The sequence below is a fragment of the Flavobacterium sp. ABG genome, assembly GCF_001027725.1.
Classification (GTDB): domain Bacteria; phylum Bacteroidota; class Bacteroidia; order Flavobacteriales; family Flavobacteriaceae; genus Flavobacterium; species Flavobacterium cupriresistens.
The window spans coordinates 66505-88987 of sequence record NZ_LEKS01000003.1; the positions used below are offsets into that span (position 1 = coordinate 66505).

At 35.0% G+C, this 22483-nt stretch carries 24 protein-coding genes and 1 riboswitch; of the genes, 17 read left to right on the forward strand and 7 right to left on the reverse strand.

Going from position 1 to position 22483, the window contains the following annotated elements; genetic code table 11:
- Positions 1 to 5: 5 nt before the first annotated feature.
- The 4 genes from AB674_RS03410 to AB674_RS03425 all read left to right on the forward strand — a co-directional run bounded on the left by AB674_RS03410 (position 6) and on the right by AB674_RS03425 (position 4573).
- On the forward strand, positions 6 to 803 hold the full coding sequence (locus AB674_RS03410) for an adenosylcobinamide-GDP ribazoletransferase (RefSeq protein ID WP_047773892.1): 798 nt from the start codon (positions 6 to 8) through the stop codon (positions 801 to 803).
- Positions 788 to 1330, forward strand: a complete 543-nt coding sequence (gene cobC, locus AB674_RS03415; RefSeq protein WP_047773893.1) for an alpha-ribazole phosphatase — start codon at positions 788 to 790, stop codon at positions 1328 to 1330. Before AB674_RS03410 ends, cobC begins: the two co-directional genes overlap by 16 nt.
- 63 nt (positions 1331 to 1393) lie before the next feature.
- A riboswitch (cobalamin riboswitch) is annotated at positions 1394 to 1602 on the forward strand.
- Positions 1603 to 1628: 26 nt separating this feature from the next.
- A complete protein-coding gene (locus AB674_RS03420) occupies positions 1629 to 3491 on the forward strand; it encodes a TonB-dependent receptor plug domain-containing protein (RefSeq protein ID WP_047773895.1) in 1863 nt (620 codons plus the stop codon).
- A 5-nt stretch (positions 3492 to 3496) separates the two neighbouring features.
- A complete protein-coding gene (locus AB674_RS03425) occupies positions 3497 to 4573 on the forward strand; it encodes a DUF5074 domain-containing protein (protein WP_047773897.1) in 1077 nt (358 codons plus the stop codon).
- A gap of 232 nt (positions 4574 to 4805) precedes the next feature.
- On the opposite strand, the gene AB674_RS03430 is transcribed toward AB674_RS03425, so the two are convergent.
- Positions 4806 to 6284 carry a S41 family peptidase gene (locus AB674_RS03430; RefSeq protein ID WP_047774445.1) on the reverse strand — a complete coding sequence of 493 codons (1479 nt, stop codon included), beginning with the start codon at positions 6282 to 6284 and terminating at the stop codon, positions 4806 to 4808.
- A 165-nt stretch (positions 6285 to 6449) separates the two neighbouring features.
- Here AB674_RS03430 and AB674_RS03435 point away from each other — a divergent pair, with 165 nt between their 5' ends.
- From AB674_RS03435 to AB674_RS03450, 4 genes are read left to right on the forward strand one after another with little or no spacing between them, the layout of a single operon-like run.
- Entirely contained in the window at positions 6450 to 6959 is a 510-nt protein-coding gene (locus AB674_RS03435) for an RNA polymerase sigma factor (protein WP_047773898.1), read from the forward strand.
- The gene (locus AB674_RS03440; protein WP_047773899.1) at positions 6946 to 7404 is read left to right on the forward strand and encodes a hypothetical protein; all 459 of its coding nucleotides are present in this window, start codon (positions 6946 to 6948) and stop codon (positions 7402 to 7404) included. The genes AB674_RS03435 and AB674_RS03440 overlap by 14 nt, the downstream gene beginning before the upstream one ends.
- 16 nt (positions 7405 to 7420) lie before the next feature.
- Entirely contained in the window at positions 7421 to 7948 is a 528-nt protein-coding gene (locus tag AB674_RS03445) for a DUF4252 domain-containing protein (RefSeq protein WP_047773900.1), read from the forward strand.
- 1 nt (position 7949) lies between these two features.
- Positions 7950 to 8489, forward strand: a complete 540-nt coding sequence (locus tag AB674_RS03450; RefSeq protein WP_047773901.1) for a DUF4252 domain-containing protein — start codon at positions 7950 to 7952, stop codon at positions 8487 to 8489.
- 62 nt (positions 8490 to 8551) lie between these two features.
- Here AB674_RS03450 and AB674_RS03455 read toward each other — a convergent pair whose 3' ends face one another.
- On the reverse strand, positions 8552 to 9013 hold the full coding sequence (locus AB674_RS03455; RefSeq protein WP_047773902.1) for an Lrp/AsnC family transcriptional regulator: 462 nt from the start codon (positions 9011 to 9013) through the stop codon (positions 8552 to 8554).
- Positions 9014 to 9127: 114 nt separating this feature from the next.
- Here AB674_RS03455 and AB674_RS03460 point away from each other — a divergent pair, with 114 nt between their 5' ends.
- The 5 genes from AB674_RS03460 (at position 9128) to AB674_RS03475 (ending at position 11820) form a co-directional block, all read left to right on the forward strand.
- Entirely contained in the window at positions 9128 to 9634 is a 507-nt protein-coding gene (locus AB674_RS03460; RefSeq protein ID WP_047773904.1) for a GNAT family N-acetyltransferase, read from the forward strand.
- A gap of 16 nt (positions 9635 to 9650) precedes the next feature.
- Positions 9651 to 9872 carry a YgjV family protein gene (locus AB674_RS22495; RefSeq protein ID WP_117610259.1) on the forward strand — a complete coding sequence of 74 codons (222 nt, stop codon included), beginning with the start codon at positions 9651 to 9653 and terminating at the stop codon, positions 9870 to 9872.
- Positions 9873 to 10026: 154 nt separating this feature from the next.
- Entirely contained in the window at positions 10027 to 10701 is a 675-nt protein-coding gene (locus AB674_RS03465; RefSeq protein ID WP_047773906.1) for a TIGR02117 family protein, read from the forward strand.
- A gap of 14 nt (positions 10702 to 10715) precedes the next feature.
- Positions 10716 to 11114 carry an inner membrane protein YiaA gene (gene yiaA, locus AB674_RS03470; protein ID WP_047773908.1) on the forward strand — a complete coding sequence of 133 codons (399 nt, stop codon included), beginning with the start codon at positions 10716 to 10718 and terminating at the stop codon, positions 11112 to 11114.
- A gap of 145 nt (positions 11115 to 11259) precedes the next feature.
- On the forward strand, positions 11260 to 11820 hold the full coding sequence (locus tag AB674_RS03475; protein ID WP_047773910.1) for a DUF6252 family protein: 561 nt from the start codon (positions 11260 to 11262) through the stop codon (positions 11818 to 11820).
- 59 nt (positions 11821 to 11879) lie between these two features.
- Here AB674_RS03475 and carB read toward each other — a convergent pair whose 3' ends face one another.
- Complete coding sequence (gene carB / locus AB674_RS03480; protein ID WP_047773912.1) at positions 11880 to 14735, reverse strand: carbamoyl-phosphate synthase large subunit; 2856 nt, start codon at positions 14733 to 14735, stop codon at positions 11880 to 11882.
- A 145-nt stretch (positions 14736 to 14880) separates the two neighbouring features.
- A complete protein-coding gene (gene rpmH, locus AB674_RS03485) occupies positions 14881 to 15042 on the reverse strand; it encodes a 50S ribosomal protein L34 (protein WP_008464848.1) in 162 nt (53 codons plus the stop codon).
- Positions 15043 to 15208: 166 nt separating this feature from the next.
- Here rpmH and AB674_RS03490 point away from each other — a divergent pair, with 166 nt between their 5' ends.
- Positions 15209 to 15724: a hypothetical protein gene (locus tag AB674_RS03490; protein WP_047773913.1), complete on the forward strand. Its 516-nt coding sequence runs from the start codon at positions 15209 to 15211 to the stop codon at positions 15722 to 15724.
- Positions 15725 to 16074: 350 nt separating this feature from the next.
- On the opposite strand, the gene AB674_RS03495 is transcribed toward AB674_RS03490, so the two are convergent.
- The gene (locus tag AB674_RS03495) at positions 16075 to 16743 is read right to left on the reverse strand and encodes an alpha/beta hydrolase (protein WP_047773915.1); all 669 of its coding nucleotides are present in this window, start codon (positions 16741 to 16743) and stop codon (positions 16075 to 16077) included.
- Positions 16744 to 17058: 315 nt separating this feature from the next.
- Between AB674_RS03495 and AB674_RS03500 the strand changes: the two genes are divergently transcribed.
- The gene (locus AB674_RS03500) at positions 17059 to 17343 is read left to right on the forward strand and encodes a GNAT family N-acetyltransferase (RefSeq protein WP_047774447.1); all 285 of its coding nucleotides are present in this window, start codon (positions 17059 to 17061) and stop codon (positions 17341 to 17343) included.
- Positions 17344 to 17348: 5 nt separating this feature from the next.
- On the opposite strand, the gene AB674_RS03505 is transcribed toward AB674_RS03500, so the two are convergent.
- Together AB674_RS03505 and AB674_RS03510 are read right to left on the reverse strand one after the other, a co-directional pair.
- Positions 17349 to 18779, reverse strand: a complete 1431-nt coding sequence (locus tag AB674_RS03505) for an anion permease (RefSeq protein ID WP_047774448.1) — start codon at positions 18777 to 18779, stop codon at positions 17349 to 17351.
- A gap of 20 nt (positions 18780 to 18799) precedes the next feature.
- Positions 18800 to 19951, reverse strand: coding sequence for a porin (locus AB674_RS03510; protein ID WP_047773917.1), 1152 nt, complete (start codon positions 19949 to 19951; stop codon positions 18800 to 18802).
- 798 nt (positions 19952 to 20749) lie between these two features.
- Between AB674_RS03510 and AB674_RS03515 the strand changes: the two genes are divergently transcribed.
- Entirely contained in the window at positions 20750 to 21382 is a 633-nt protein-coding gene (locus tag AB674_RS03515) for a hypothetical protein (protein ID WP_131701512.1), read from the forward strand.
- 308 nt (positions 21383 to 21690) lie between these two features.
- On the forward strand, positions 21691 to 22314 hold the full coding sequence (locus tag AB674_RS03520) for a hypothetical protein (protein ID WP_047773920.1): 624 nt from the start codon (positions 21691 to 21693) through the stop codon (positions 22312 to 22314).
- Positions 22315 to 22483 lie beyond the last annotated feature (169 nt).

A 22483-nucleotide genomic window follows, 5' to 3' on the forward strand; every position in this document is an offset into this window, starting at 1 on the left:
TACCAATGAAAAAAGAACTCCATATATTCTTCACAGCACTCCTGTTTTACACCCGGATTCCATGTCCAAAAAACATTGATCATAATCCGGATTATCTAAATAAAGCCACACGGTATTTCCCTTTGATAGGCTGGATTGTTGGAAGTATTTCCTTTTTGGCATTTTATGTTTTTTCTCTTTTTCTGTCGGTAGAAACTGCTGTGATACTCGCTTTTATTGCTTCTATATTAACTACAGGAGCTTTTCATGAAGATGGCTTTGCAGATGTTTGTGATGGTTTTGGTGGAGGCTGGACCAAGGAAAAAATACTACTCATTATGAAAGACAGCGCTATTGGTGCCTATGGTGCCATTGGTTTGGTTTTGCTTTTTTTATTAAAGTTCAAACTGCTTTCAGAATCTATAGCACTTTTTCAAATTCAGGATTCAACAGCACTTTTTCAAATTTTCTTATTATTTGTTTCAGCTCATGCTTTGAGTCGTTTGGCAGCGATTAGTATCATTTTCACTCATGAGTATTCGCGTGATGATGCTTCAAGTAAAAGCAAACCCATTGCTAAAAGCAATACCTGGAAAGAAATTTTAGGTTCCTTTTTCTTTGGATTAGTTCCTCTACTTGCGCTGTCCTATTTCAAGTACCAGATTCTTTTGGTTTTAATTCCTGTTTTTTTGACCCGTTATTTTTTAGCGCGTTACTTTCAGAAATGGATTGACGGTTATACGGGCGACTGCTTGGGAGCTACACAACAGGTGTGCGAAGTTGTTTATTATTTAGCGCTTCTTTTTTTATGGAAATTTATTTAGTACGTCATACCGAAACGGTTTGCGAAAAAGGCATTTGCTACGGACAATCTGATGTTACTCTAGCAGAACCTTTTGATCTTATTTTTAAAAATATCCTTTCACAATTGCCACAAAAAGCGATTCTTTTCTCAAGTCCTTTACAGCGCTGTGTAATTTTAGCAAAACACATTCAAAACGAAATCAAAACTATTTCTTACCAGGAAGACAAAAGACTAATGGAAATGAATTTTGGAGATTGGGAAATGAAAAACTGGAATGACATTCTACCCGAACAACTTAATCCGTGGATGGAAGATTTTGTGACTGTTCACGCTACAAACGGAGAATCTTTTATTGAATTACATGACAGAACCGGTGCTTTTTTATCAGAGCAAATTTCAAAAAAAACAGACCAACCGATAATTATTGTTACCCATGCAGGAGTCATCAGAAGCCTGCTTTGCCACCATACTTCACTCCCGCTGAAAGATGCTTTTCAGAATAAAGTCGATTTTGGACAAGTCGTCAAAATAAACCTACAGCTGTAAATTTGTTTTAGGAATTCACATAAAAAACAAACCAAATTTGAAAATTCAATAATTTTAACTTTATCTTTGCAAAAAATTTAAGGTTGTGTTACTGATTTATTTAGCACATTAAAAAGGGAATCAAGTAAAAACTTGAGCTGTACCCGCAACTGTAAGCTTAGTTCAGAAATGAATGCTTGTTGTTAACTACAAAACCACTGCTCGCTCTGGCGAATGGGAAGGTAAACAACAAGACGCGAGCCAGGAGACCTGCCTTTGTAACTAATATCGAACTCTCGGGAACAAGAGTTTAGAAATTATGACTTTAAAAAAACGGTTGTCTTTTTGTTTGCTCTTATTGTGTCAGATCCTTTTGGCACAGAACGATTCTATAACAAAATTGAAAGAAGTGGTTGTTTCGGACACCAATCTTAAGAAATACTCGGGTACACAGTCTGTTCAAACCTTGAATGATTCTGTAATTAACAGAAATCAATCATCCTTAACCTCTCTTTTAAATTACAATACGGTTATCTATTTTAAAGAAAACGGACTCGGAATGACTTCCGGACCTTCCTTTAGAGGGACAACCAGCGCACAAACCGCAGTCATTTGGAACGGAATCAATATTAATTCCCAATTTTTAGGTCAAACTGACTTTAATACGATCGGGACACGTGATTTTAATTCCATAGCCGTAAAAGCCGGAGGGGGAAGTATTTTATACGGAAGTGGCGCTATCGGCGGAAGTATTCACCTTAATAATGATTTGAGTTTCAAAAAACAATTCTCTAATCATTTGTTTTTTAGCGGTGGAAGTTTTGACACCTACAGCGCAAATTACCGTGCTGCCATAGCATCAGAAAAGTACAGTCTTCAAGTCAGTATTTCCAGAAACAGTTCTCAAAATGATTTTAAATATCCGGGAACAATCGATCAAAAAAATCTAAATGGTGCTTATTATAATACCAGTATGAATACCTCATTTGGATATAAAATTGACTCCAAAAACACCTTGAAATTATACAGTCAGTTTTACGATTCAGAACGTCATTTCTCACTCACTTCTCCAAGTGATACTAAAACAAAATACAATGATTTTAACACCCGTAATCTTTTAGAATGGGAAAGTGTTTTTGATCGTTTTACTTCTAAGTTAAGAGCTGCTCATATTGGAGAATCTTATAAGTATTTTGGAAACATTAATTCGGAACTCTTTACCTATGGAAAAGTTGAGACTTCTATTCTAAAATATGATTTAGCCTTTGATGTAAATGATAAAATCAAATTAAATGCTATTATCGATTATACTAGAAATAAAGGATATGGTTCAAGTATTAATAATGTAAAAAGAGAAATCGGTTCGGCCAGTTTGTTATTGCGTCATTTAGTAACGGACAGATGGGATTATACCGCCAGTATTCGTCAAGAAGTAACCGACAATTACGGAAACCCTTTTCTTTTTTCTTTTGGAACAAGATATCAATTCACAGACTTTTATCGTATAAAATTAAACGCATCAAAGAATTTCAGAATGCCCACTTACAATGACTTATTTTGGCAAGGAAGCGGTAATCCTGACTTGAAACCTGAAACTTCTTATCAAGGTGAAATTGGCAATGAGTTTTTTACAAAAAATTTCACTCTTTCTGTAACTGCATATTACAATGCAATTCGGGACTTGTTACGCTGGGTTCCTAAAGAAGGCAGCGGTGATGTTTGGTCTCCGGAAAACACAGACAAAGTTAGGGCGTATGGTGCAGAAGTGCTCTTGGAATGGAAAACAAAAATAGAAAACCACAACTTCACACTCAATGGAACTTATGCGTATACCATTTCAGAAAGTAAACAAGTGATTCGTGGAGAATCAATTTACAAGCAATTAATATATGTTCCTTACCATAAACTAACAGGATCAGCTTCTTATAATTGGAAAAAGGTATCTTCTTATTTTCAATATTTATATACAGGAGATGCTTATACCACACCTTTTAATAACCCAAATACAAAAGTAAAAGCATACAGTATTGGCAATTTGGGTGTTGATTATGATTTTGGCAAAAAAAACAGTTACAAACTTGGATTTCAAATGCTAAATATCTGGAATGAAAATTATCAGCCAGTGACTAACAGACAAATGCCGGGGAGAAATTACACAATATACATTAACCTTAACTTTTAAAAAACATGAAGAAATTTAACAAACTATTTTTAGCACTCCTTGTAAGCTCGGCCTTTTTCGCCTCTTGTAGCAGTGACGACGACACTACAGATCCGGTACAAGAACCACGTGGTAATTATGATGGTGGATTGTTTATTGCTAATGAAGGAAATTTTGAAAAAGGCAATGGATCAATCTCTTATTTATCGGAAGATTTAAAAATCGAAAACAATGTATTTTCATTAGTAAATACCGGAAAAAAAATTGGTGATGCACCACAAAGCATTGGCTTTAATGGTAATTTTGCTTACATCGTGGTAAACGGTTCCAATAAAATTGAAGTCGTTAACCGATATACTTTTAAAAGTATAGCAACTGTTACCGCAGACTTAAGCAATCCTAGATATATTGCTTTTGCAAATGGAAAAGGATACGTAACAAACTGGGGAGACGGAGCAAGCGCGACAGATGACTATGTAGCTATATTTGACCTTACTGCAAATAAAATCACATCTAAAATCCCTGTTGTTGAAGGTCCGGAAAAGATCATCGAAAATAACGGAAGTCTTTATGTAGCACACAAAGGTGGATTCAGTCAAGGAAATTCTTTAACTGTTATCAGCAGTGCAACTAATAAAGTCACTACTAATTTTGTAGTGGGTGACGTTCCGAGTTCACTTGTAAAAGATAATGGAACTTTATATGTTTTATGTAATGGAAGACCAAGTTATGCAGCTCCTGAAACTGCCGGAAAATTAGTAAAAATTAACTTAAGCACTAATACTGTAGCATCTACAATTGACTTTTCAGCTAAAACACATCCTGGATTTTTAGACATTGAAAACAACAAGCTTTATTACACAGTTGGAAAAGACATTTATTCTGCCGCTACAAGCACTACAACTTTACCTGCTGCAGCAACATTCAAAGCAACTAAAGTTACCTCTCTTTACGGTTTTGCAGTTAAAAACAGTAAAATATATGTTGCCGATGCTATTAACTTTCTGGATAATGGAGACATCTACACCTATACATTGACAGGGACAGAAACTAACGTATTTAAAGTAGAAGTAACACCAAACGGTTTTTACTTTAATAACTAAGAAAAACGTCTGATAAAATAATTCTGTAATTATTTTTCAACGTAATCAATTCATCCTTTATTATTATTTTATTTTTTTGGAACAAAGAGGTTGTCTAATTAAAAATTAGGCAGCCTCTTTTTATTTGGAACTATTTATCGTAAGAACAAAAAAACACCCATAAAACTAATTTTATGGGTGTTTAATTAAACTATTTTTGTCTAATAATGTATCTCTTACAATACGATCATCATTAATTTAATGTTCTCAAAAGCCCTTCTGGAGCTTTTTCAACATACATCTGATTTCCAATACCATTTATTGCTTTGGAATCGATGAAAGATCGAAGTGCCTTTCCTCTGTCCTGTTGTACTTTTTTAGCCGAAGCACCGGTAATTTTTGCAATGGCAGTATTTAATAAAGGCTCTGAAGGATCTCCTAAAACACCTAAATTAGATAAATACTCAAGTTGTTCATAAGCAGGTTTTAGACCATCTGTATATTCACCAAACCCTGTTGCATTAACAATTTTAAGAACCAAAGGCTGCATGGCGTATTTATGACTTGTATTGACTTTGTTTTTTGTAAATGTTTCGGAATCATATAGTGTTACGGATCCTACATTTTTTCCAACTGTATAATCTCCAATTTGCACTACAGTAATATAAGGAACTAATCCATTTATAATTAATTCACTTGCAGACGCAGTTCCATTAGAAGTCAGTACATATACTTTGCTTAAACGCAAACTATTAATGGCTCTTCCGTTGATATTGTCTACAAACCTATTGTTTAAAGATTCCGAATCTTCCGTTTCAAGATAAGCGGTAAGCTTAGCGTTCCATTTTTCTTTAGCAAAAATCTGGTCTTTAAACTGCCCCGTAATCATACTGGCCAAACGTGTAGCGGTCTGAACCGATCCTCCTCCATTGTATCTCAAATCCAGAACCAAGTCAGTTACGCCCTGCGTTGCTAATTCCTCAAAAGCATCATTTAACTGCGAATCATAAGTGCTATAAAAACCATTATACATCAAATAACCAATTTTATGACTTCCGGACGTAATAACTTTATTGATCAGAATTGGATTTTCATTCAGCGTTGTCTTTACCAACGTAACCGATTTTCCATTTGATTCTATAACATTTCCGTTATACTGCGCTAAATTCAAAGTATAACTCTCCGAATCCAAAAGCAATTGTCTGTAATTAGAAGCGGTAAGCGGAGTTCCGTTTACAGCCGTAAAAAGATCGCCACGTTTGATACTTTTGCTCGAAGCGTCTGAACCCGGAACAACATAACGTACAAAACCTACCAGATCTGAATTGCTTTCTCCTTTATAACTCAACTTAAAATCAATTCCGGTACTTTTACTGGTTCCTTGAAGTTCTTGTTCTAAAACGCTATAATCCTTAACAATCCAACTGAATCGGTCAATTGCTTCTCCTTTAGGAAACTTACTCGCCGGTTTATTCAATAAATCCTGAAACAAATTCTCCGGCTCGGCATAACCACTCAAAAAAGAATTTAAGGCACTTTGCTTATTTCCGAAGCGCTCATCAGATAAATTAGGAACATCAGCCTGCCAAAGATAGTACTGATTTAGTCCTTTCCAGATAAAATCGTTTATCTGCAAATTTGCCGGAGCAGCAATGTCATCCTGGTCTTCACAAGATTGTAAAGAAAAGAGAAGTAAGCCTAATAATAGTAAACTTCTTAATATTGTTTTCATAAACTGGTATCTATATAAAAGTAATAACGTAAAAATACTATCTTTAGTTTTAACAATAGGTAGTTTAATTATCTTTTTTTTTATACTATTTTTTTTCAGTTCTGTTGTAACAAAATTAATTGTACCTCGTCTTCCTTTATATAAGCTAACCAATAACCCTGATTTATGAATCAAATTGTTTTCATAGAGTTAATAAATCCTTTTAAAGACAAAGTATTTCGTCTGGCCAAAAGGTTGCTGACCAGCACTGAAGAAGCCGAGGATGCTACTCAGGAAGTAATGGTTAAATTATGGAATAAAAAAGAAAATTTAGAAACCTATTCCAGTGTTGAAGCTCTAGCGATGACCATGACCAAAAATTATTGTCTCGATCAGCTAAAATCTAAAAGAGCCGGAAATCTTCAAATTGTACACAACAATTTTACAGACCGACAGCCACAATTAGATAAAAAACTCGAAGATGCGGACAGTTTAGAATGGGTAGAAAAAATAATCGGTCAATTACCCGAACAATTACAAATATTAATACAATTACGCGATGTTGAACAATATGAATTTGATGAAATAGCAAAAATTGTCAACATGAATGAAACGGCTATCCGGGTAGCCCTTTCGAGAGCGAGAAAAAAAATTAGAGAATCAATGCTTAATACACACCGTTATGGAATTAAATAGAATAGAATATATATTAGAAAAATACTTTCAGGGAGAAACTACTATTGCTGAAGAAAACGAATTAAAAGACTATTTTTCTTCACCAAATGTTGCGCAGCATTTGGAGCAATACCAACCAATGTTTGGTTATTTCTCTCAGGTAAAAGAGCAAAAATCGACGCAGGAGATTCCACTACAAACTAAAAAACGAAATGTTACGTGGTTATCAATTGCAGCCTCTGCTGTTATTTTACTGGGAATCGGGACCTATTTTTATGTAAGCGATAAAAACGCAACTCCGGTTGTAGCGCAATCAGAATTAGGAACCTACGACAATCCGGAAGAGGCCTTAGCGGCAACGCAAAAAGCTTTAGCCTTAGTGTCAAACAATGTGAATGTAGGTTTAGAAAGTGTACAATACATTCACGAATACGAACAATCAAAAAACAAAATCTTCAAACAATAATTTAAAATTTATAAAAATGAAAAATTTCATCATAACACTAGTTTTCACATTCGCTACCACTGTTTTTTATGCACAGGGTGCTTTTGACAAATTTGATGGTCAGGACGACGTGACCTCTGTAATTGTAAACAAAAAAATGTTCGACTTAATGAGCAAAGTAAAAGTCGATGCCAAAGACAAGGAAACGCAACAGTACGTTAACCTGATTAAAAAATTAGACTATCTAAAAGTATTCACTACCAAAAACCCAAAAATTGAAGCCGACATGAAAGCTTCTGCCGACAAATACATTAAAACTGCCGGTTTAGAAGAATTAATGCGCATAAATGACAGCGGTAAAAACGTTAGAATATTAATCAAATCAGGAGCCAGCGATACACAGGTAAGAGAATTACTAATGTATATTGACGGTGCTAAAAATGACGAAACTGTTTTATTATCTCTTACGGGTAATTTTGACTTAAACGAAATTTCAGTGCTAACAGACAAAATGCAACTTCCTGGTGGTTCTGACCTAAAAAAAGCTTCTAAAAACAAAAAATAACATGAAAGTCAGCGTCTTTACCTCAGCCCTTTTAGCTTTACTTACTTTACTAAGTTGTAAATCTGAGCCTTCCCTGCAAAAATATTTTGTTGAAAACACAGATAACAAAAACTTCATTGCTCTTGATATCTCGCCTAGTATTCTAAACTTGGACAAAGCAAAACTATCTACAGAACAATCCGAAGCTTTAAACTCTTTTGACAAAATGAATATTCTTGCCTTTAAAGCAAATGCAACAAACAAGGCCGAATTTGAAACAGAAAGAACTAAAGTAAAAGCTATTTTAAAAGATCCAAAATATCAGGAACTGATGAAGTTTGGCTCCGGTAAAGAAGGTGCTTCTATAAGTTATGTAGGTACTGATGAGAACATCGAAGAATTTATAGTTTTTGCCAACAGAAAAGAAAGCGGATTTGCAGTAGTACGCGTTTTAGGAAAAAACATGAATCCGAATAACATCATGACGTTAATGTCGGTTTTACAAAAATCTAAAATTGACATGGAGCAGTTGAAACCCTTGGAACAGCTAATTAAAAAATAATCTTACTTTATTAAAACAGAAAAAGCTCCTAATTTGGGGCTTTTTCTGTTTTTAATTCCTTTTTAAATACTAATACTATAATTCACTTTTACTCGATCCATTACCACATGAGTATAAAAATGTTTCAGATTTTTATTATCCAGAAGATACCTCTTTTGAAACACTTCAAAATGATGCATATCTTTTACTTGTACAATTAATACAAAGTCATAACTCCCCGTCACATAATAACATTGTGACACTTCTTCGCAGTTTTGCATTCCGGTTTTAAATTCATCAATTGCTTTCGAACTACCGTCAAGCAGAACAACATCTACGACACACGTTATCCCAATACCAATTGCTTCAGGAGATACAATAGAAATATCAGCCTCAATTATATTTTCCTCCCTCATTTTAGCAATTCTTCTTTGAACTGCACTCTGACTTAAATTTACTTTATGACTTAATTCTTCAGTTGTTATCCTGTTATTCTTTTGAAGAAAATGCAATATCCTTTTATCATACTCATCAAGTTGACGCATAATTAAACTATTTAAGCCCTAAAATTAAAAGTTTTATCCCACAAAAGAGACTACACAGCATAAAATAGTCAACATTTTGCTTCTAATTTTGTTTCTCAATTTAAACGAAAAGCGATGAAAATAGTAAACAGCACAATCGATGACATACCAAGCATCAAAACACTTTATGATGAAGCAATAGTTTATCAAAAAGAAAAAAAAGGAACACCTTGGCCGGATTTGCCAAAAGAAATTATAGCAAGCGAGATTGCAGAAAACAGACAATGGAAATTAGTCTTAAACGATGAAATTGTATGCGTTTGGGTTACCACTTTTGACGATCCTGAAATTTGGAACGAAAAAAATGCAGACCCAAGTGTATATCTCCATCGAATAGCCACTAACCCCAATTTCAGAGGATTAAACATTATTTCAAAAGTTTTGGAGTGGACGAAAAATTTTGCCCTTCAAAACAACAAAAAATATGTACGATTAGATACGGCCGGTATAAATCCGGGATTGATTACCATGTATGTCAAAATTGGTTTCAAATTTATTGAAATCACCAAAATAAAAAATCCTGAAAAACTACCCGCACACTACCACAATGTTCCGGTCTGTCTCTTCGAAATAAAATTATAACCAAACCTAAATAACTATGCTATCACTAATCACGGACCTTATTGGTTATTTAGGAATAACGATCAATCTGTTTTCTATGTCTCTTAAAGGAGAAAGAAAACTAAGACTATTTTCTCTGATTGCCAATTCTATATACATCACTTATGGAATGCTTATTGGCGCTATACCTATTGTAATTGGCTCCTCTATAGCGGTGTTACTGCATACCTACAGACTACGAAAAATCAATTCTGATTAAAAAAACAGCATCCTTCCTCTCATAAAAAACCGCAGCTTTTGCGGTTTTTTGTTATAAAAATTAAAAAGATTTTTCTTGACAATTCAGCGCATTATCATTTTGATATAAACTTAAATTAGTTACATTTGAAAAAAAAGAAATTAACATAATCAACTTGAAAAAAGCACTTAAAATCCTTTTAAAATCAATCTTATTCTTTTTAGGATTTGTTCTACTCTATATCGCAACCGCCTTCGTACTTTCAAAAATAACTGTAGATAAAGAACCCGACACAAAACCCGAAGTTCAGATATTCATCCTGACAAATGGTGTTCACACCGATATTGTAATGCCGGTCAAAAACGACCAGATAAACTGGAGTCAGCAAGTTCAATTTAAAAACACAAAAGCAGCAGATTCTACCTATAACTATATCGCTATGGGCTGGGGAGACAAAGGATTTTATCTGGAAACCCCGGATTGGTCTGATTTAAGAGCCTCTGTCGCTCTAAAAGCGGCAACCGGATTAGGTAAAACTGCCATTCATACCACTTATTACAGACAAATGAGATTGGGCGATGATTGCAAATCGATAATGATTAGCAAAGAACAATACAGCCGTTTGATTGCCTACGTTACAGCCAGCTTTCAAAAAGACAGCTCGGGTAATTTCATTCCCATTAAAACAGACGCCAACTATAGCAGAACAGATGCTTTCTATGAAGCCAACGGAAGTTATAGTTTGACACACACCTGTAATACCTGGGCCAATAACGCTCTGAAAGCATCTGGTCAGAAATGCTGTTTCTGGACGCCAATGGATACCCCAATTTTTTCGAAATACAACTAAATTAAATATAAAACATGGTACAAAAAACATCGAATGCCTTTATCGCGGCATCATGGGTCGCTCTTGGAGCTGGAACAATCGGATTTATAGTAGGACTTGCAAGAGCCGAAATGTTACTTAACGAAAAAGGATATTATTTCACCGTTTTAATGTTTGGTCTTTTCGCTGTAGTCTCCCTGCAAAAAAGTGTCAGAGACAAACTGGAAAACCTTCCTGTAACGGATATCTATTACGGAATTTGCTGGTTTGGAACTCTTTTATCAATTGTATTACTTGTCGTTGGTCTTTGGAACGCTACAATTCTCCCAAGTGAAAAAGGTTTTTATGCATTTGCATTTTTACTAGCTCTTTTTGGCGCCATTTCGGTTCAGAAAAACACCCGAGACAATATGTCTTTTAGCCAAAGTGAATAACACATACAACTAGCCAAAACAAAAGAGAAAACTCCATTTAGGAGTTTTTTTTTATGCCTTCTATTACTTATAATTTCCGTTTTTACCTAACCAAATATTAACAATTATTTATTTACATTTGGCTCCAAATTAATAAATCCCATAAATGAAAACGCCCAAAATTTTATTCTTATTTTTAGTTCTAATCTTAAACAGCTGCTCAAGTGACACTGACAATAGCAACAATACCGAAACCCCTGAAGTTATCAAACCCGTAACGAAATACGCGATGACTGCCAAAATTGATGGTACATTATGGGAAATGAATAATCCGTTTGGTTCAGATTATGCTACAAAAACAATATTCGAGATGTATCCAGCAGAAGAATATATCCTTTTACAAGGGAGAAACCGTAATTTTGTAGATGAAATTAGACTTTACATTAAGAGAAGCGATCTAAAAGTTGGAACATATCCTATAACAAAAAACACGTTTGATGCATCTAAAACACAAGTTGAAATCTCATTCAACACTAAAGGGAAAAGTCAATATCCTGTTAGTGGTTCCGTATCAATTACAGCAATTGACGTAAATACTAAAAAAGTAACCGGAACATTTTCATTTAATTGCGTAGATGACGATGATAAACCAATCGACGCTTCTAATCCCATTACTACAAAAGTAACAGACGGAACATTCAATTACAGATATGACGTTACCAACTAAAGAATAAACATAAAAGGCTCCAAAATTTTGGAGCCTTTTTTTATAATCACGATTTGAGTTTATTTACTCAAATACATTTTTCTTCTCGAGTACAATTCGTAGAACTGATCGTCTTTAAGATCATCAATAAACAAGATACTTTCTCCTGTTGATTTCATTTCCGGTCCTAATGCTTTGTTTACATTATGGAACTTACTGAAAGAAAAAACCGGTTGTTTGATCGCATATCCTTTTAACTGTGGATTGAAATCAAAATCAGTTACTTTATTATGTCCTAACATTACTTTGGTAGCATAATTTACATAAGGTTCTCCGTATGCTTTTGCAATAAACGGTACTGTTCTGGAAGCTCTTGGATTGGCTTCGATGATATAAACCGTATCGTCTTTTATCGCAAACTGAATATTGATTAAACCTACCGTTTTTAAAGCTCTCGCAATTTTAATTGTATGGTCTTTGATTTGTTGCATCACGAATTCTCCTAAGTTAAAAGGAGGCAATGTCGCATTACTATCTCCCGAGTGAACTCCACAAGGCTCGATATGCTCCATAATTCCGATAATGTATACATTTCCGTCAGCATCACAAATCGCATCTGCTTCTGCTTCGATTGCTCCGGCTAAGTAATGATCTAAAAGCAATTTGTTCCCCGGAATCGTTTTCAATAAATTGATAACGTGTTCTTCCAGTTCTTTTTTGTTGATTACAATTTTCATTCCCTGACCTCCTAATACATAAGAAGGACGAATCAATAACGGGAAGTCCAAAGTATCTGCCAAAGCTGAAGCTTCGTCTGCTGTTTCCGCAATTCCGAATTGTGGGAAAGGAATGTGTAAATCTCTCAATAAGTCAGAGAAACGTCCTCTGTCTTCGGCTAAATCAAGGGCATCAAAACTGGTTCCGATGATTTTTACTCCGTATTTAGACAATTTTTCAGCCAATTTTAAAGCAGTCTGACCTCCTAATTGCACAATTACACCTTCCGGTTTTTCGTGTTGAATAATATCGTAGATATGTTCCCAGAAAACAGGCTCGAAGTATAATTTATCAGCTGTATCAAAATCAGTCGAAACAGTTTCCGGATTACAGTTGATCATGATCGTTTCGTAACCACATTCTTTTGCTGCCAATACTCCGTGTACACAAGAATAATCAAACTCAATTCCTTGTCCGATTCTGTTTGGTCCAGAACCTAAAACGATGATTTTCTTTTTCTCTGTTACTACACTTTCGTTATCTACATAACGCTCTCCGTTTGCTTTTTCGATTTCAGCCTCAAAAGTCGAATAGTAATAAGGTGTTTTTGCTTTAAATTCGGCAGCACAAGTATCTACCAATTTAAACACACGGTTCACCTTCATATTCATACGCAACGTATGCACTTCACTTTCCAGACAATTTACCATGTGCGCGATTTGTCTGTCGGCAAAACCTTTTTGTTTGGCTTCCAGCAATAACTCTTTTGGTAAATTAGAAACCTTATAGTTAGAAATTTCTTTTTCTAAAGTATAAAGTTCCTCATATTGTTTCAAGAACCACATATCGATTTTAGTAATCTCATGAATACGGCTCAACGGAATTCCCATTGCAATCGCATCATAAATTACAAAAACACGATCCCAACTTGCAAAAGTCAGTTTCTCGATAATCTGTTCGTAGTTTTTATATCCTTTTCCGTCAGCACCTAAACCGTTACGTTTTATTTCTAAAGATTGAGTTGCTTTGTGTAACGCTTCCTGGAAAGAGCGTCCGATTCCCATCACCTCACCAACAGATTTCATCTGAAGTCCAAGAGTTCTGTCAGCACCTTCGAATTTATCAAAGTTCCAACGTGGGATTTTTACGATTACATAATCCAAAGTTGGTTCAAAAAGAGCCGAAGTCGATTTTGTAATCTGGTTTTCTAATTCATCTAAATTATATCCTAAAGCTAATTTAGAAGCGATTTTCGCAATCGGATAACCGGTTGCTTTTGAAGCTAATGCAGAAGAACGCGATACACGAGGGTTGATTTCAATTGCCACGATATCCTCTTTTTCGTCCGGTGAAACTGCAAATTGTACGTTACAACCTCCTGCAAAGTTTCCGATACTACGCATCATCAAGATCGCATAGTCACGTAATTTCTGGAATGTGGTATCAGATAAAGTCATTGCCGGTGCTACTGTAATCGAATCTCCGGTGTGAATTCCCATTGGATCCATATTTTCAATCGAACAAATGATTACTACGTTATCATTTTTATCTCTCAAAAGTTCCAATTCGTATTCTTTCCATCCCATTAAAGCTTTATCAATTAAAACCTCATGTATAGGAGAAGCTTCTAAACCGCGAGTCAAAAGCTCATCAAAATCCTCTTTTTTGTAAACAATCGCTGCTCCTGTTCCTCCTAGTGTAAAAGAAGGGCGAATTACTAACGGGAAACCAAATTCCTGCGCAATTTCTTTACCTTCTAAATAAGAAGTAGCTGTTTTTGCAGGTGCAGTAGGCACATTAATTTTTTCTAAAAGCTGTTTAAACTGCTCTCTGTCTTCCGTAATGTTAATTGCATTTACATCAACTCCGATTAATTTTACTCCGAAATCTTGCCAGATTCCTTTTTCGTCGGCTTCCAAACATAAATTCAAAGCCGTTTGTCCACCCATAGTAGGCAAAACAGCATCAATTTGTGGATGCTCCTTTAGAATTTCAATAATCGATTTTGTAGTTAATGGTTTCAAATAAATATGATCGGCCATTGTTGGGTCGGTCATAATAGTCGCTGGATTTGAATTTATCAAGATAACTTCAATCCCTTCTTCACGAATAGAACGTGCAGATTGAGATCCTGCATAATCAAATTCGCAAGCTTGACCAATAACAATAGGGCCTGAACCTATTATTAAAACTGATTTTATTGATGTGTCTTTAGGCATTTTATTTGTATTGTGTAGTTATTATATTGTATTCAAAAACATCCGTAGTGCTTTAGAAACTAGAATGTTGCAATGTTTTTTACCGACAAGGTATAAAAAAAGGCGATACTAAAAAAGTAACGCCTTATTTATGTTTATAGAAACATTATTTCTTGTGTCTAGGTTCGCTAGAAACAGTCAATTTATGTCTTCCTTTAGCTCTTCTACGCGCCAGAACTTTTCTTCCATTCGCAGAAGCCATTCTGTCCATAAATCCGTGCTTATTTCTTCTTTTTCTTTTCGATGGTTGAAATGTTCTTTTGCTCATTGCTTTGTATCTTTAAAATGGTATCTAATATCTGTTTTCTGTTTTAGAATTTCGTTATCCCAAAACCGAGTGCAAATATACAAAGACTTTTTTTTCTGGCAAGTAGTTTTATAAAAATATTTTTAATTCCTTTTACTATCTTTGCAATCACAAATATACATCTATTATGTTTCACAGAAATATTAAACTTATTTTGGCCGGACTTCTAGTAGTCGCAGGCGTTTGGCAATTTACAGAGAACAATATCGGGAATGGTATTTTTCTTATTTTACTGACTGCAATCCCAATCTTTCTTTACTTTAAAAACGAATTTATCCTTTTAGCTTTCCTAAAATTAAGAAAACAAGATTTTGAAGGCGCTAAAAAATGGCTATCCTATATTAAAAACCCTGAAGCTGCACTGGTAAGAAAACAACAAGGGTATTTTAACTACTTACACGGAATCATGTTGTCTCAAACCAATATCAACCAAGCAGAGAAACATTTCAAAAAAGCAATCGAACTAGGATTATCTATGGATATGGATTTGGCTGTAGCTAAATTAAACCTTGCCGGAGTTGCGATGTCACGCAGAAGAAAACTGGAAGCAACCAACTTATTAAACGAAGCTAAGAAATTAGACAAACAAGGGATGCTAAAAGAACAAATCTCTATGATGAAAGATCAAATGAAGAAAATTTAAAATTTTCTTAAATTCCAAATTTTTAAAATCCCAAATTCCAATGAGTTTGGGATTTTTTTTTTGGCTAATTTGAAATGTGTGATCTCAGATAAAAAACATGAAACATGAAACCCAAAACACTAAGCCCCAAAATGTCAGGCTGAGGGAAGTCGAAGCCCTTTTTAACTAGCGAGCGCGCTTCGACTTCGCTCAGCGTGACAGATTGGTTTTTCACTCCTTTCAGGAATCTGAGTTTGGAATTTGGAATTTTTAAAAACTTGAAACATGAAACACCAAGCCCCAAAGTGTCAGGCTGAGCGAAGTCGAAGCCATTTTGGAATTTGGAATTTGGAATTTAAAAAATTTGGAATTTACCCCTTCAGAGGTTCCTGTATAATCAATGGCAAATTCTCATTAAGCCATTTGTACTTATTAAGGATCATAACATGGGTTCCTCCTTTTACTATGATGCAGCTTTTGATGTATTTTATAGGAAAAACATCATCCTGATCGCCGTGAATATGGATTACCTTTTCATCAATTTGGTTTCTGTCCCAAAGGATTACGGACTCTACGGCCCATTGCAGATAATGGAGATCACGTACCGATAAAAACTTTTCGTATAGTTTAATCCGTTTGTTTATTTTTTCTCCGAAAGAAAATTTAGCCAACTTTTCAACATTCAGCAACAACTGCATTGGAATTAATTTATAGGCTTTTGTCGTTTTGCCTATCTTCATTCTTTTCGGAAATTCGAGATTGCTTCTAACACTTGAAATGATAATTATTTTTCGGGCATTAATATGTCTGGCCATTTCCTGAACTAAAATACCTCCAAACGAAACGCCAATTAAAACAGGGTTCGGATGTGTTATCTTTTTAGTGATGCGAAGGGCATACTCCGATAAAGATTCTTTTGGAAGCGGGATCTCCCACTCCAACAAACACACTTCAAAAACAGAATCATCCAATTGAATTCTTTCAAAAATAGATGAACTTGCCGCCAGACCTGGCATAAAATAAACCGGAATTTTACTCATTAGATAAACAGAAATTACAATTACGACTCTTCACTTATAAAAGTTAAAGTTACTTTTTTTTATAAACTTCAAGCAAATTTCAGACCGCAATCTTACGACTGAAATAAAATCTGCTACAGCAAAGCACCAGGCTTTAGAACTGCTCCTTTAAAAAATAATTCATTATTGAAAATCAATTGATTACCTTTACATATGAAATAATTCACAATTAAAGATCTTATACAGATTTTTCTTTCACAACTATTTCGCCCCACGATTATTTGCTTTTAAACATGACTAAAACACATTACTACTATGGAACTACCTATTGAAACTATGGAAATCAAAGACAACACTTTTGCAAGACAATTTGAAACCATAGTCCCAGAAGGAATGCTAACAGTTGAATATTCTTTTCAGGAAAAAAAAATCTTTTTAACTAAAATCAATACACCCGACGGCTACGAAAATCAAGCTGTAATTGATGGTTTACTGAAAAGTATCATGGAAATTATCATTGAAAAGAAATTCAGATTAATGCCTATTTCTCCAAAAATTGCTCAATTCATTAAAAAAAATCCAAAATACAAAGAACTCCTTCCTCCGGGAATCAGGATTTAATCTTTTTAGAAATAACCGATCACCCGAAGCCATGCCCCACCGATCGTCATATAAATAAAAAGCATAACCAGTCCGGTCACCAAACCTTTTACCCACCAATCTTTCAGATCGACATAACCGCTCCCAAAGAAAACCGGTGCAGGTCCGTGACCATAATGGGTTAGTGTTCCATATAGCGATCCTATAAAACCAAGCATAAAGGCCAAGAGTAACCCGGGAATTCCGAGCGAAACACCTACGCCCAGCAGTGCCGCATACATTGCTGCCACATGCGCTGTGGCACTCGCGAAAAGATAATGACTAAAGAAATACACCAATACAATAATCGGAAAAGCCATCTGCCAGCTTAATCCGCCAATTTCTGCTTTTACCAGATTACTAAACCAGCCAATAAATCCTAATTCGTTAAGCGAACTGGCCATCATCACCAGCACCGAAAACCAAACGATAGTATCCCAGGCTCCTTTTTCGGCTTTTACATCATCCCAACTTAGAACAGAGGTTAAAAGTAAAATCACCAAACCAATAAACGCAGTTGTTGTGGCATCTATAGAAAACAAATCACCGGTCATCCAAAGAAATAAAAGAATAAAAAAGGTCAGCAACATCATCCATTCATTGCGTGAAATTGGACCCATTTCTTTCAATTTTTGACTTGCAATTTGCGGTGCATCGCCTGTCTTTTTGAGTTCGGGCGGATAAATTTTATACAATACAAAAGGAATTACAAAAAAAGCCACCAAACCCGGAACAATAGCGGCTAAAGCCCACGAAATCCAAGTGATTTTTATGCCTAAATTGAGTGCAAATTTTTGACACATCGGATTACTCGCTGTTCCTGTCAAAAACATAGACGAAGCAATCAGATTCATATTATAACTGTTTAATGTCAAAAATGCGCCTAATTTTCGGTGTGTATCCGGTTGATCGGGCATTGAACCAAAACTCATTGACATTGATTTCATAATCGGATAGATGATTCCTCCTCCTCTTGCTGTATTACTGGGTACTGCCGGAGCGAGAACCAAATCTGCCAGACCTAAACCATACGCCAGCCCAAGCGAACTTTTACCGAATATTTTTATAAACAAAAAAGCAATTCTGTTTCCCAGACCGGTTTTAATAAATCCTCTGGCGATAAAAAACGAAATTCCAATCAGCCAGATTACTTTATCACCAAAACCCTTCAAGGCTAATGTGATTGACTTACCGGCATCTCCGGGTGCTAAAACCTGTGAGAAAGCCGTCAATGCAATGGCGATCATACACATGGTTCCCATTGGTGCCGCTTTTAAAATAATACCGAGAATCGTAGCCACAAAAATGGCAAACAAATGCCAGGCTTCTATCACAACACCCTCCGGAGCCGGAATCAACCAAATTGCTATTCCAACTGCCAGCGTAATTAAGATCTGAGGGATTTTTACTTCTTTCATAAGGTGAAAATTAGATTGTATTAAAGTCTGCATTGAAACTGTATAATAAACAAGTTATCATTATACATCGTCGTATCCGGAATATTTTTATCAAAGCGGTCTATTTCAAACCCCATTTCAATTCTGCCGGTATAAGCTTTTCCAAACTCCAGACTGATCATTGGTGTATAGGTTTGACGAACATTAGAATCCAATTTAAAACTGGTATCGAAAGACTCATAACGGCAGGATAATTCTAAGGAACTCAATTTTTTATAATTAATGCGATACCTCAAATTCGGCATTATATAATAGCCTCGCATCTGATAATCATTCGCATTTTTGGTTCTGGCCTCAGCGGGTAAGGAGAAATACAAATTATGATTGGTTCCCTGTTTGTATTCTATTTGAAGATCAAAAGTAAACGCATCATTAAGTACAAAATCACTGGTAATATCGGCTCCCAGAGCAAAAACATCCTGATCGAATACTTTTCCGCTTCCACCGTTTAAGCCTAAGTTAATCTTATGGAGTTTAGACAATCCAAAAACCAATCGTGTCGAATAGAGTTTTCCGTTGTCTTTGTCTTTTTCCTGATTCTTTCCGTTTCCGTTTAAAACAGAAACCGCATAACTTACGGGAATTTTTCCAAGATCAAAAGAACCCGTTGCCGAAGCTCCGATTTGAAAACTCGTCCAACCGTTTTTTCCAAATTCATAATATTGATTAGAAAAGTCAAAAGACTTGATGATGTCAACGGGAACCAATTCTTCAATTCCAAAAGCGGGACGAAACTGTCCTCCCGTTATCGCAAAATATTTATTGAAAGTATATTTTGCGTAGGCATTTTCGAGTACTTTAGTTTTTGGATCTGATTTAAAATCAGCGAGATTTACTAAAATTGCCACTTCTGTATTTTCGCTTAGTTTGGTATTAAGTCCAACACGCATTCTTTTAATATCGAAAGACGATTGTGTAACCTCTCCTGTGGAATGATGAAGCCCGAGCACATCCACATTATCCGAAAGTGCTCCGAGAAACCGAGCCTGAAAAAGTCCTTTAAATTGAAACTGTGGATATTTAGCAACGGCATCAGAATTGGTCGTTGCCTGATTTACATCGGTCTGGGCATTTGTAAAAAAAGGCAGTAGTAAAAAAATAAAAGCAATTCTGATTCTTAAAAATTTCCTCATAAAGTAACATGCTAAAAATTAGACTTTCAACTAAAAAATGTACTCTTTAAAACTTTCGATTATTTATGCTTCTCCAAAACACCCTTGTTTTTGACTTTAAAAAAAGTTGAAACCGCAGCTTAATTAAAATAACACCCGACAAAACCAAAGCCATCCATACCGTAACGGATTGCAAAAACACTGAAGTTCTACGCAACTAAACCTACACAATAAGTACAAACGCCATCGCTTTTTTCGTATTAATAAATCGTTAAATTCGAAATGCCCTACTAAGATATAAAAAAACATTCCATGTATAACATTGCTCCGTAACTTTCTGTTTTTACAGAAAAAACTGCAAAAATCATTCTAGCTGTTTAAAAAAATCAGCTGTCGCGAAATACAACATATAAGACTAATAGCTTAAACTTTCTAAACAGTCTTCTAACGCAAAGCCCAGACTAAATTTATAATATCTTATAAAATTTGTTTGCGATTTATCACGCATTCAAACCAAAATTACAACACTATTTGAAACAGAAATGCACGCTACAAAACCATACTATTCATTTTCTCGCAAATTTCCAATAAAACCAAGGTAATTCAGGAAGAAACACAGAAAGCACTATTTCGAAAAGAATCTGAAAAGACAGAGATAATCGGACTCTTCTCTCTTTCTTTTTCAACAATCTGATACACAAAAAAGAATCTATTTTCAAACGCATATAAAACACATAAATACATTTATAAAATACATCAGGCCAATTAATAAATTAATTACTCTTTTTGTTGTCATAATTAAACAAAAAGATGAAACTAATGAAACAAAGTTCTCTTACAATAGCACTAGTTTTTTTGACCGGTTTTGCCGGTTATTCTCAAATTGCTCAAAAAATAGGAAACAATCCCATGACTCTAAATAGTACTGCTGCTTTTGAAACAGAGTCTACTACTAAAGGTCTTTTACCTCCCAGAATGACCACTGCGCAAAGGAATGCTATTGCTACTCCCGCATCTGGTTTATTGGTATACAATACAACAACAAACCTATTGGAAGTCTATAATGGAACAATTTGGTCAGGAATCTACAATCTGCCAAAAGAAATGGTCAGCATACCACCAAACGGAACTGTAACGGCTTCCAATACAGAATCACAAATTTTTGTTTTGAACAATTGCAATAATTGTAATGCAACTGTTGTATTACCATTGGAAGTTACCAATGGATTAGAACATATCATATACAACAGAAACTCTGGTGGTACTATTACTGTTACACAACCGTCAGTAGCGTCTGGGGATAAACCTACTCCTTTTACTGATAATAAAGGTGACTCTATATTAACAACACCCGCTAGCATGAGTCTGACAGCTCAAAAAGCCACAAAAATTGTGTTTTTTGACTACGATCCAAATGATATCTACAATGGAGTCTGGTGTTTCTATAAATAACCCGCACCGCTCTATTTTAAACCGATGAAGATTTCAAAGCCGATTGCCTGATTCAAGAAAATGCAAGTATTGAATTAAAGAACTTACATCATTTATATGATTTAACCTCACTTCAAATTCGTTTCATAATACCGTAAAACAAACTTTTTCCTCAAGCTTTATCTGGAATCGAAAAACTACTTTTCACTCTCTCTATTGAATTCTTTTCACTCTCATTAATAAACTATAAATAACCACTAATAAATTAAAAAAATCCAAATATTAAAAATTTCTTTCCCTTTAAACTAAACACTATAATTATTAAAAAAATGAAACAAAATTTAATCATAATCGCATTTGTTTTTGGGGTTGCTTTTACAACCCATGCCCAAATGGCTCAAAAAATAGGAGACAATCCCATGACTCTAAACCCCTCTGCTATTTTTGAAACAGAGTCTGTAACTAAAGGTCTGTTGCCTCCCAGAATGACCACAATACAAAGAAACGCCATTGCTTCTCCCCCTGCTGGTTTAGTCGTATACAACACAACTACAAACCTATTGGAGATATATAATGGAACAATTTGGTCAGGAGGCCACAATATACCAAAAGAATATGTCGCCATACCGCCAAGCGGAACTATAAATGCTTCCAATACACAATCGCAAATTTTCATTATGAACAATTGCGATACTTGTAATCCAACTATACTATTACCAACTGAAGCTACTAATGGCTTAGAACACATCATACGCAACAGAACCACTAGTACTATTACTTTTATGAAACCACCCAGCGTGTCTGGTAATAAACCTGTTAGTTTTATTGCCAATAGCAATAGTACAGTAGAAGCTACTAGCTTCATTTTGGCACCTTACAAAACTATAACAATTGTATTTTTTGATTATGATGCGAATGACTCCTTCAGTGGAACCTGGTATTTCTTTGACTAATCCGTCCTAATTGTTTGAAGCACAAAAAATATAGTCCGTACTTAATAAAAAGAAGGAAGCAGTCTCATAATGTTGAGATTCTCTCCTTCTTTCTTTTATTTTTAACAGGACAACATCAGAAATAACGATTTTTAAAAGTGATAGAAAAATGTTTTGACTTCAATTAATT

What these genes read in the sequence shown, in the direction of transcription:
- AB674_RS03475 (WP_047773910.1), top strand. Translation starts at nt 11,260, where the DNA reads ATGAAAACGCCCAAAATTTTATTCTTATTTTTAGTTCTAATCTTAAAC.
- AB674_RS22495 (WP_117610259.1), top strand. Translation starts at nt 9,651, where the DNA reads ATGCTATCACTAATCACGGACCTTATTGGTTATTTAGGAATAACGATC.
- AB674_RS03410 (WP_047773892.1), top strand. Translation starts at nt 6, where the DNA reads ATGAAAAAAGAACTCCATATATTCTTCACAGCACTCCTGTTTTACACC.
- cobC (WP_047773893.1), top strand. Translation starts at nt 788, where the DNA reads ATGGAAATTTATTTAGTACGTCATACCGAAACGGTTTGCGAAAAAGGC.
- AB674_RS03440 (WP_047773899.1), top strand. Translation starts at nt 6,946, where the DNA reads ATGGAATTAAATAGAATAGAATATATATTAGAAAAATACTTTCAGGGA.
- AB674_RS03500 (WP_047774447.1), top strand. Translation starts at nt 17,059, where the DNA reads ATGGAAATCAAAGACAACACTTTTGCAAGACAATTTGAAACCATAGTC.
- AB674_RS03495 (WP_047773915.1), bottom strand. Translation starts at nt 16,743, where the DNA reads ATGAGTAAAATTCCGGTTTATTTTATGCCAGGTCTGGCGGCAAGTTCA.
- AB674_RS03435 (WP_047773898.1), top strand. Translation starts at nt 6,450, where the DNA reads ATGAATCAAATTGTTTTCATAGAGTTAATAAATCCTTTTAAAGACAAA.
- AB674_RS03420 (WP_047773895.1), top strand. Translation starts at nt 1,629, where the DNA reads ATGACTTTAAAAAAACGGTTGTCTTTTTGTTTGCTCTTATTGTGTCAG.
- AB674_RS03460 (WP_047773904.1), top strand. Translation starts at nt 9,128, where the DNA reads ATGAAAATAGTAAACAGCACAATCGATGACATACCAAGCATCAAAACA.
- rpmH (WP_008464848.1), bottom strand. Translation starts at nt 15,042, where the DNA reads ATGAGCAAAAGAACATTTCAACCATCGAAAAGAAAAAGAAGAAATAAG.
- AB674_RS03455 (WP_047773902.1), bottom strand. Translation starts at nt 9,013, where the DNA reads ATGCGTCAACTTGATGAGTATGATAAAAGGATATTGCATTTTCTTCAA.
- yiaA (WP_047773908.1), top strand. Translation starts at nt 10,716, where the DNA reads ATGGTACAAAAAACATCGAATGCCTTTATCGCGGCATCATGGGTCGCT.
- AB674_RS03450 (WP_047773901.1), top strand. Translation starts at nt 7,950, where the DNA reads ATGAAAGTCAGCGTCTTTACCTCAGCCCTTTTAGCTTTACTTACTTTA.
- AB674_RS03425 (WP_047773897.1), top strand. Translation starts at nt 3,497, where the DNA reads ATGAAGAAATTTAACAAACTATTTTTAGCACTCCTTGTAAGCTCGGCC.
- AB674_RS03520 (WP_047773920.1), top strand. Translation starts at nt 21,691, where the DNA reads ATGAAACAAAATTTAATCATAATCGCATTTGTTTTTGGGGTTGCTTTT.
- AB674_RS03490 (WP_047773913.1), top strand. Translation starts at nt 15,209, where the DNA reads ATGTTTCACAGAAATATTAAACTTATTTTGGCCGGACTTCTAGTAGTC.
- AB674_RS03515 (WP_131701512.1), top strand. Translation starts at nt 20,750, where the DNA reads ATGAAACAAAGTTCTCTTACAATAGCACTAGTTTTTTTGACCGGTTTT.
- AB674_RS03445 (WP_047773900.1), top strand. Translation starts at nt 7,421, where the DNA reads ATGAAAAATTTCATCATAACACTAGTTTTCACATTCGCTACCACTGTT.
- AB674_RS03505 (WP_047774448.1), bottom strand. Translation starts at nt 18,779, where the DNA reads ATGAAAGAAGTAAAAATCCCTCAGATCTTAATTACGCTGGCAGTTGGA.
- carB (WP_047773912.1), bottom strand. Translation starts at nt 14,735, where the DNA reads ATGCCTAAAGACACATCAATAAAATCAGTTTTAATAATAGGTTCAGGC.
- AB674_RS03430 (WP_047774445.1), bottom strand. Translation starts at nt 6,284, where the DNA reads ATGAAAACAATATTAAGAAGTTTACTATTATTAGGCTTACTTCTCTTT.
- AB674_RS03510 (WP_047773917.1), bottom strand. Translation starts at nt 19,951, where the DNA reads ATGAGGAAATTTTTAAGAATCAGAATTGCTTTTATTTTTTTACTACTG.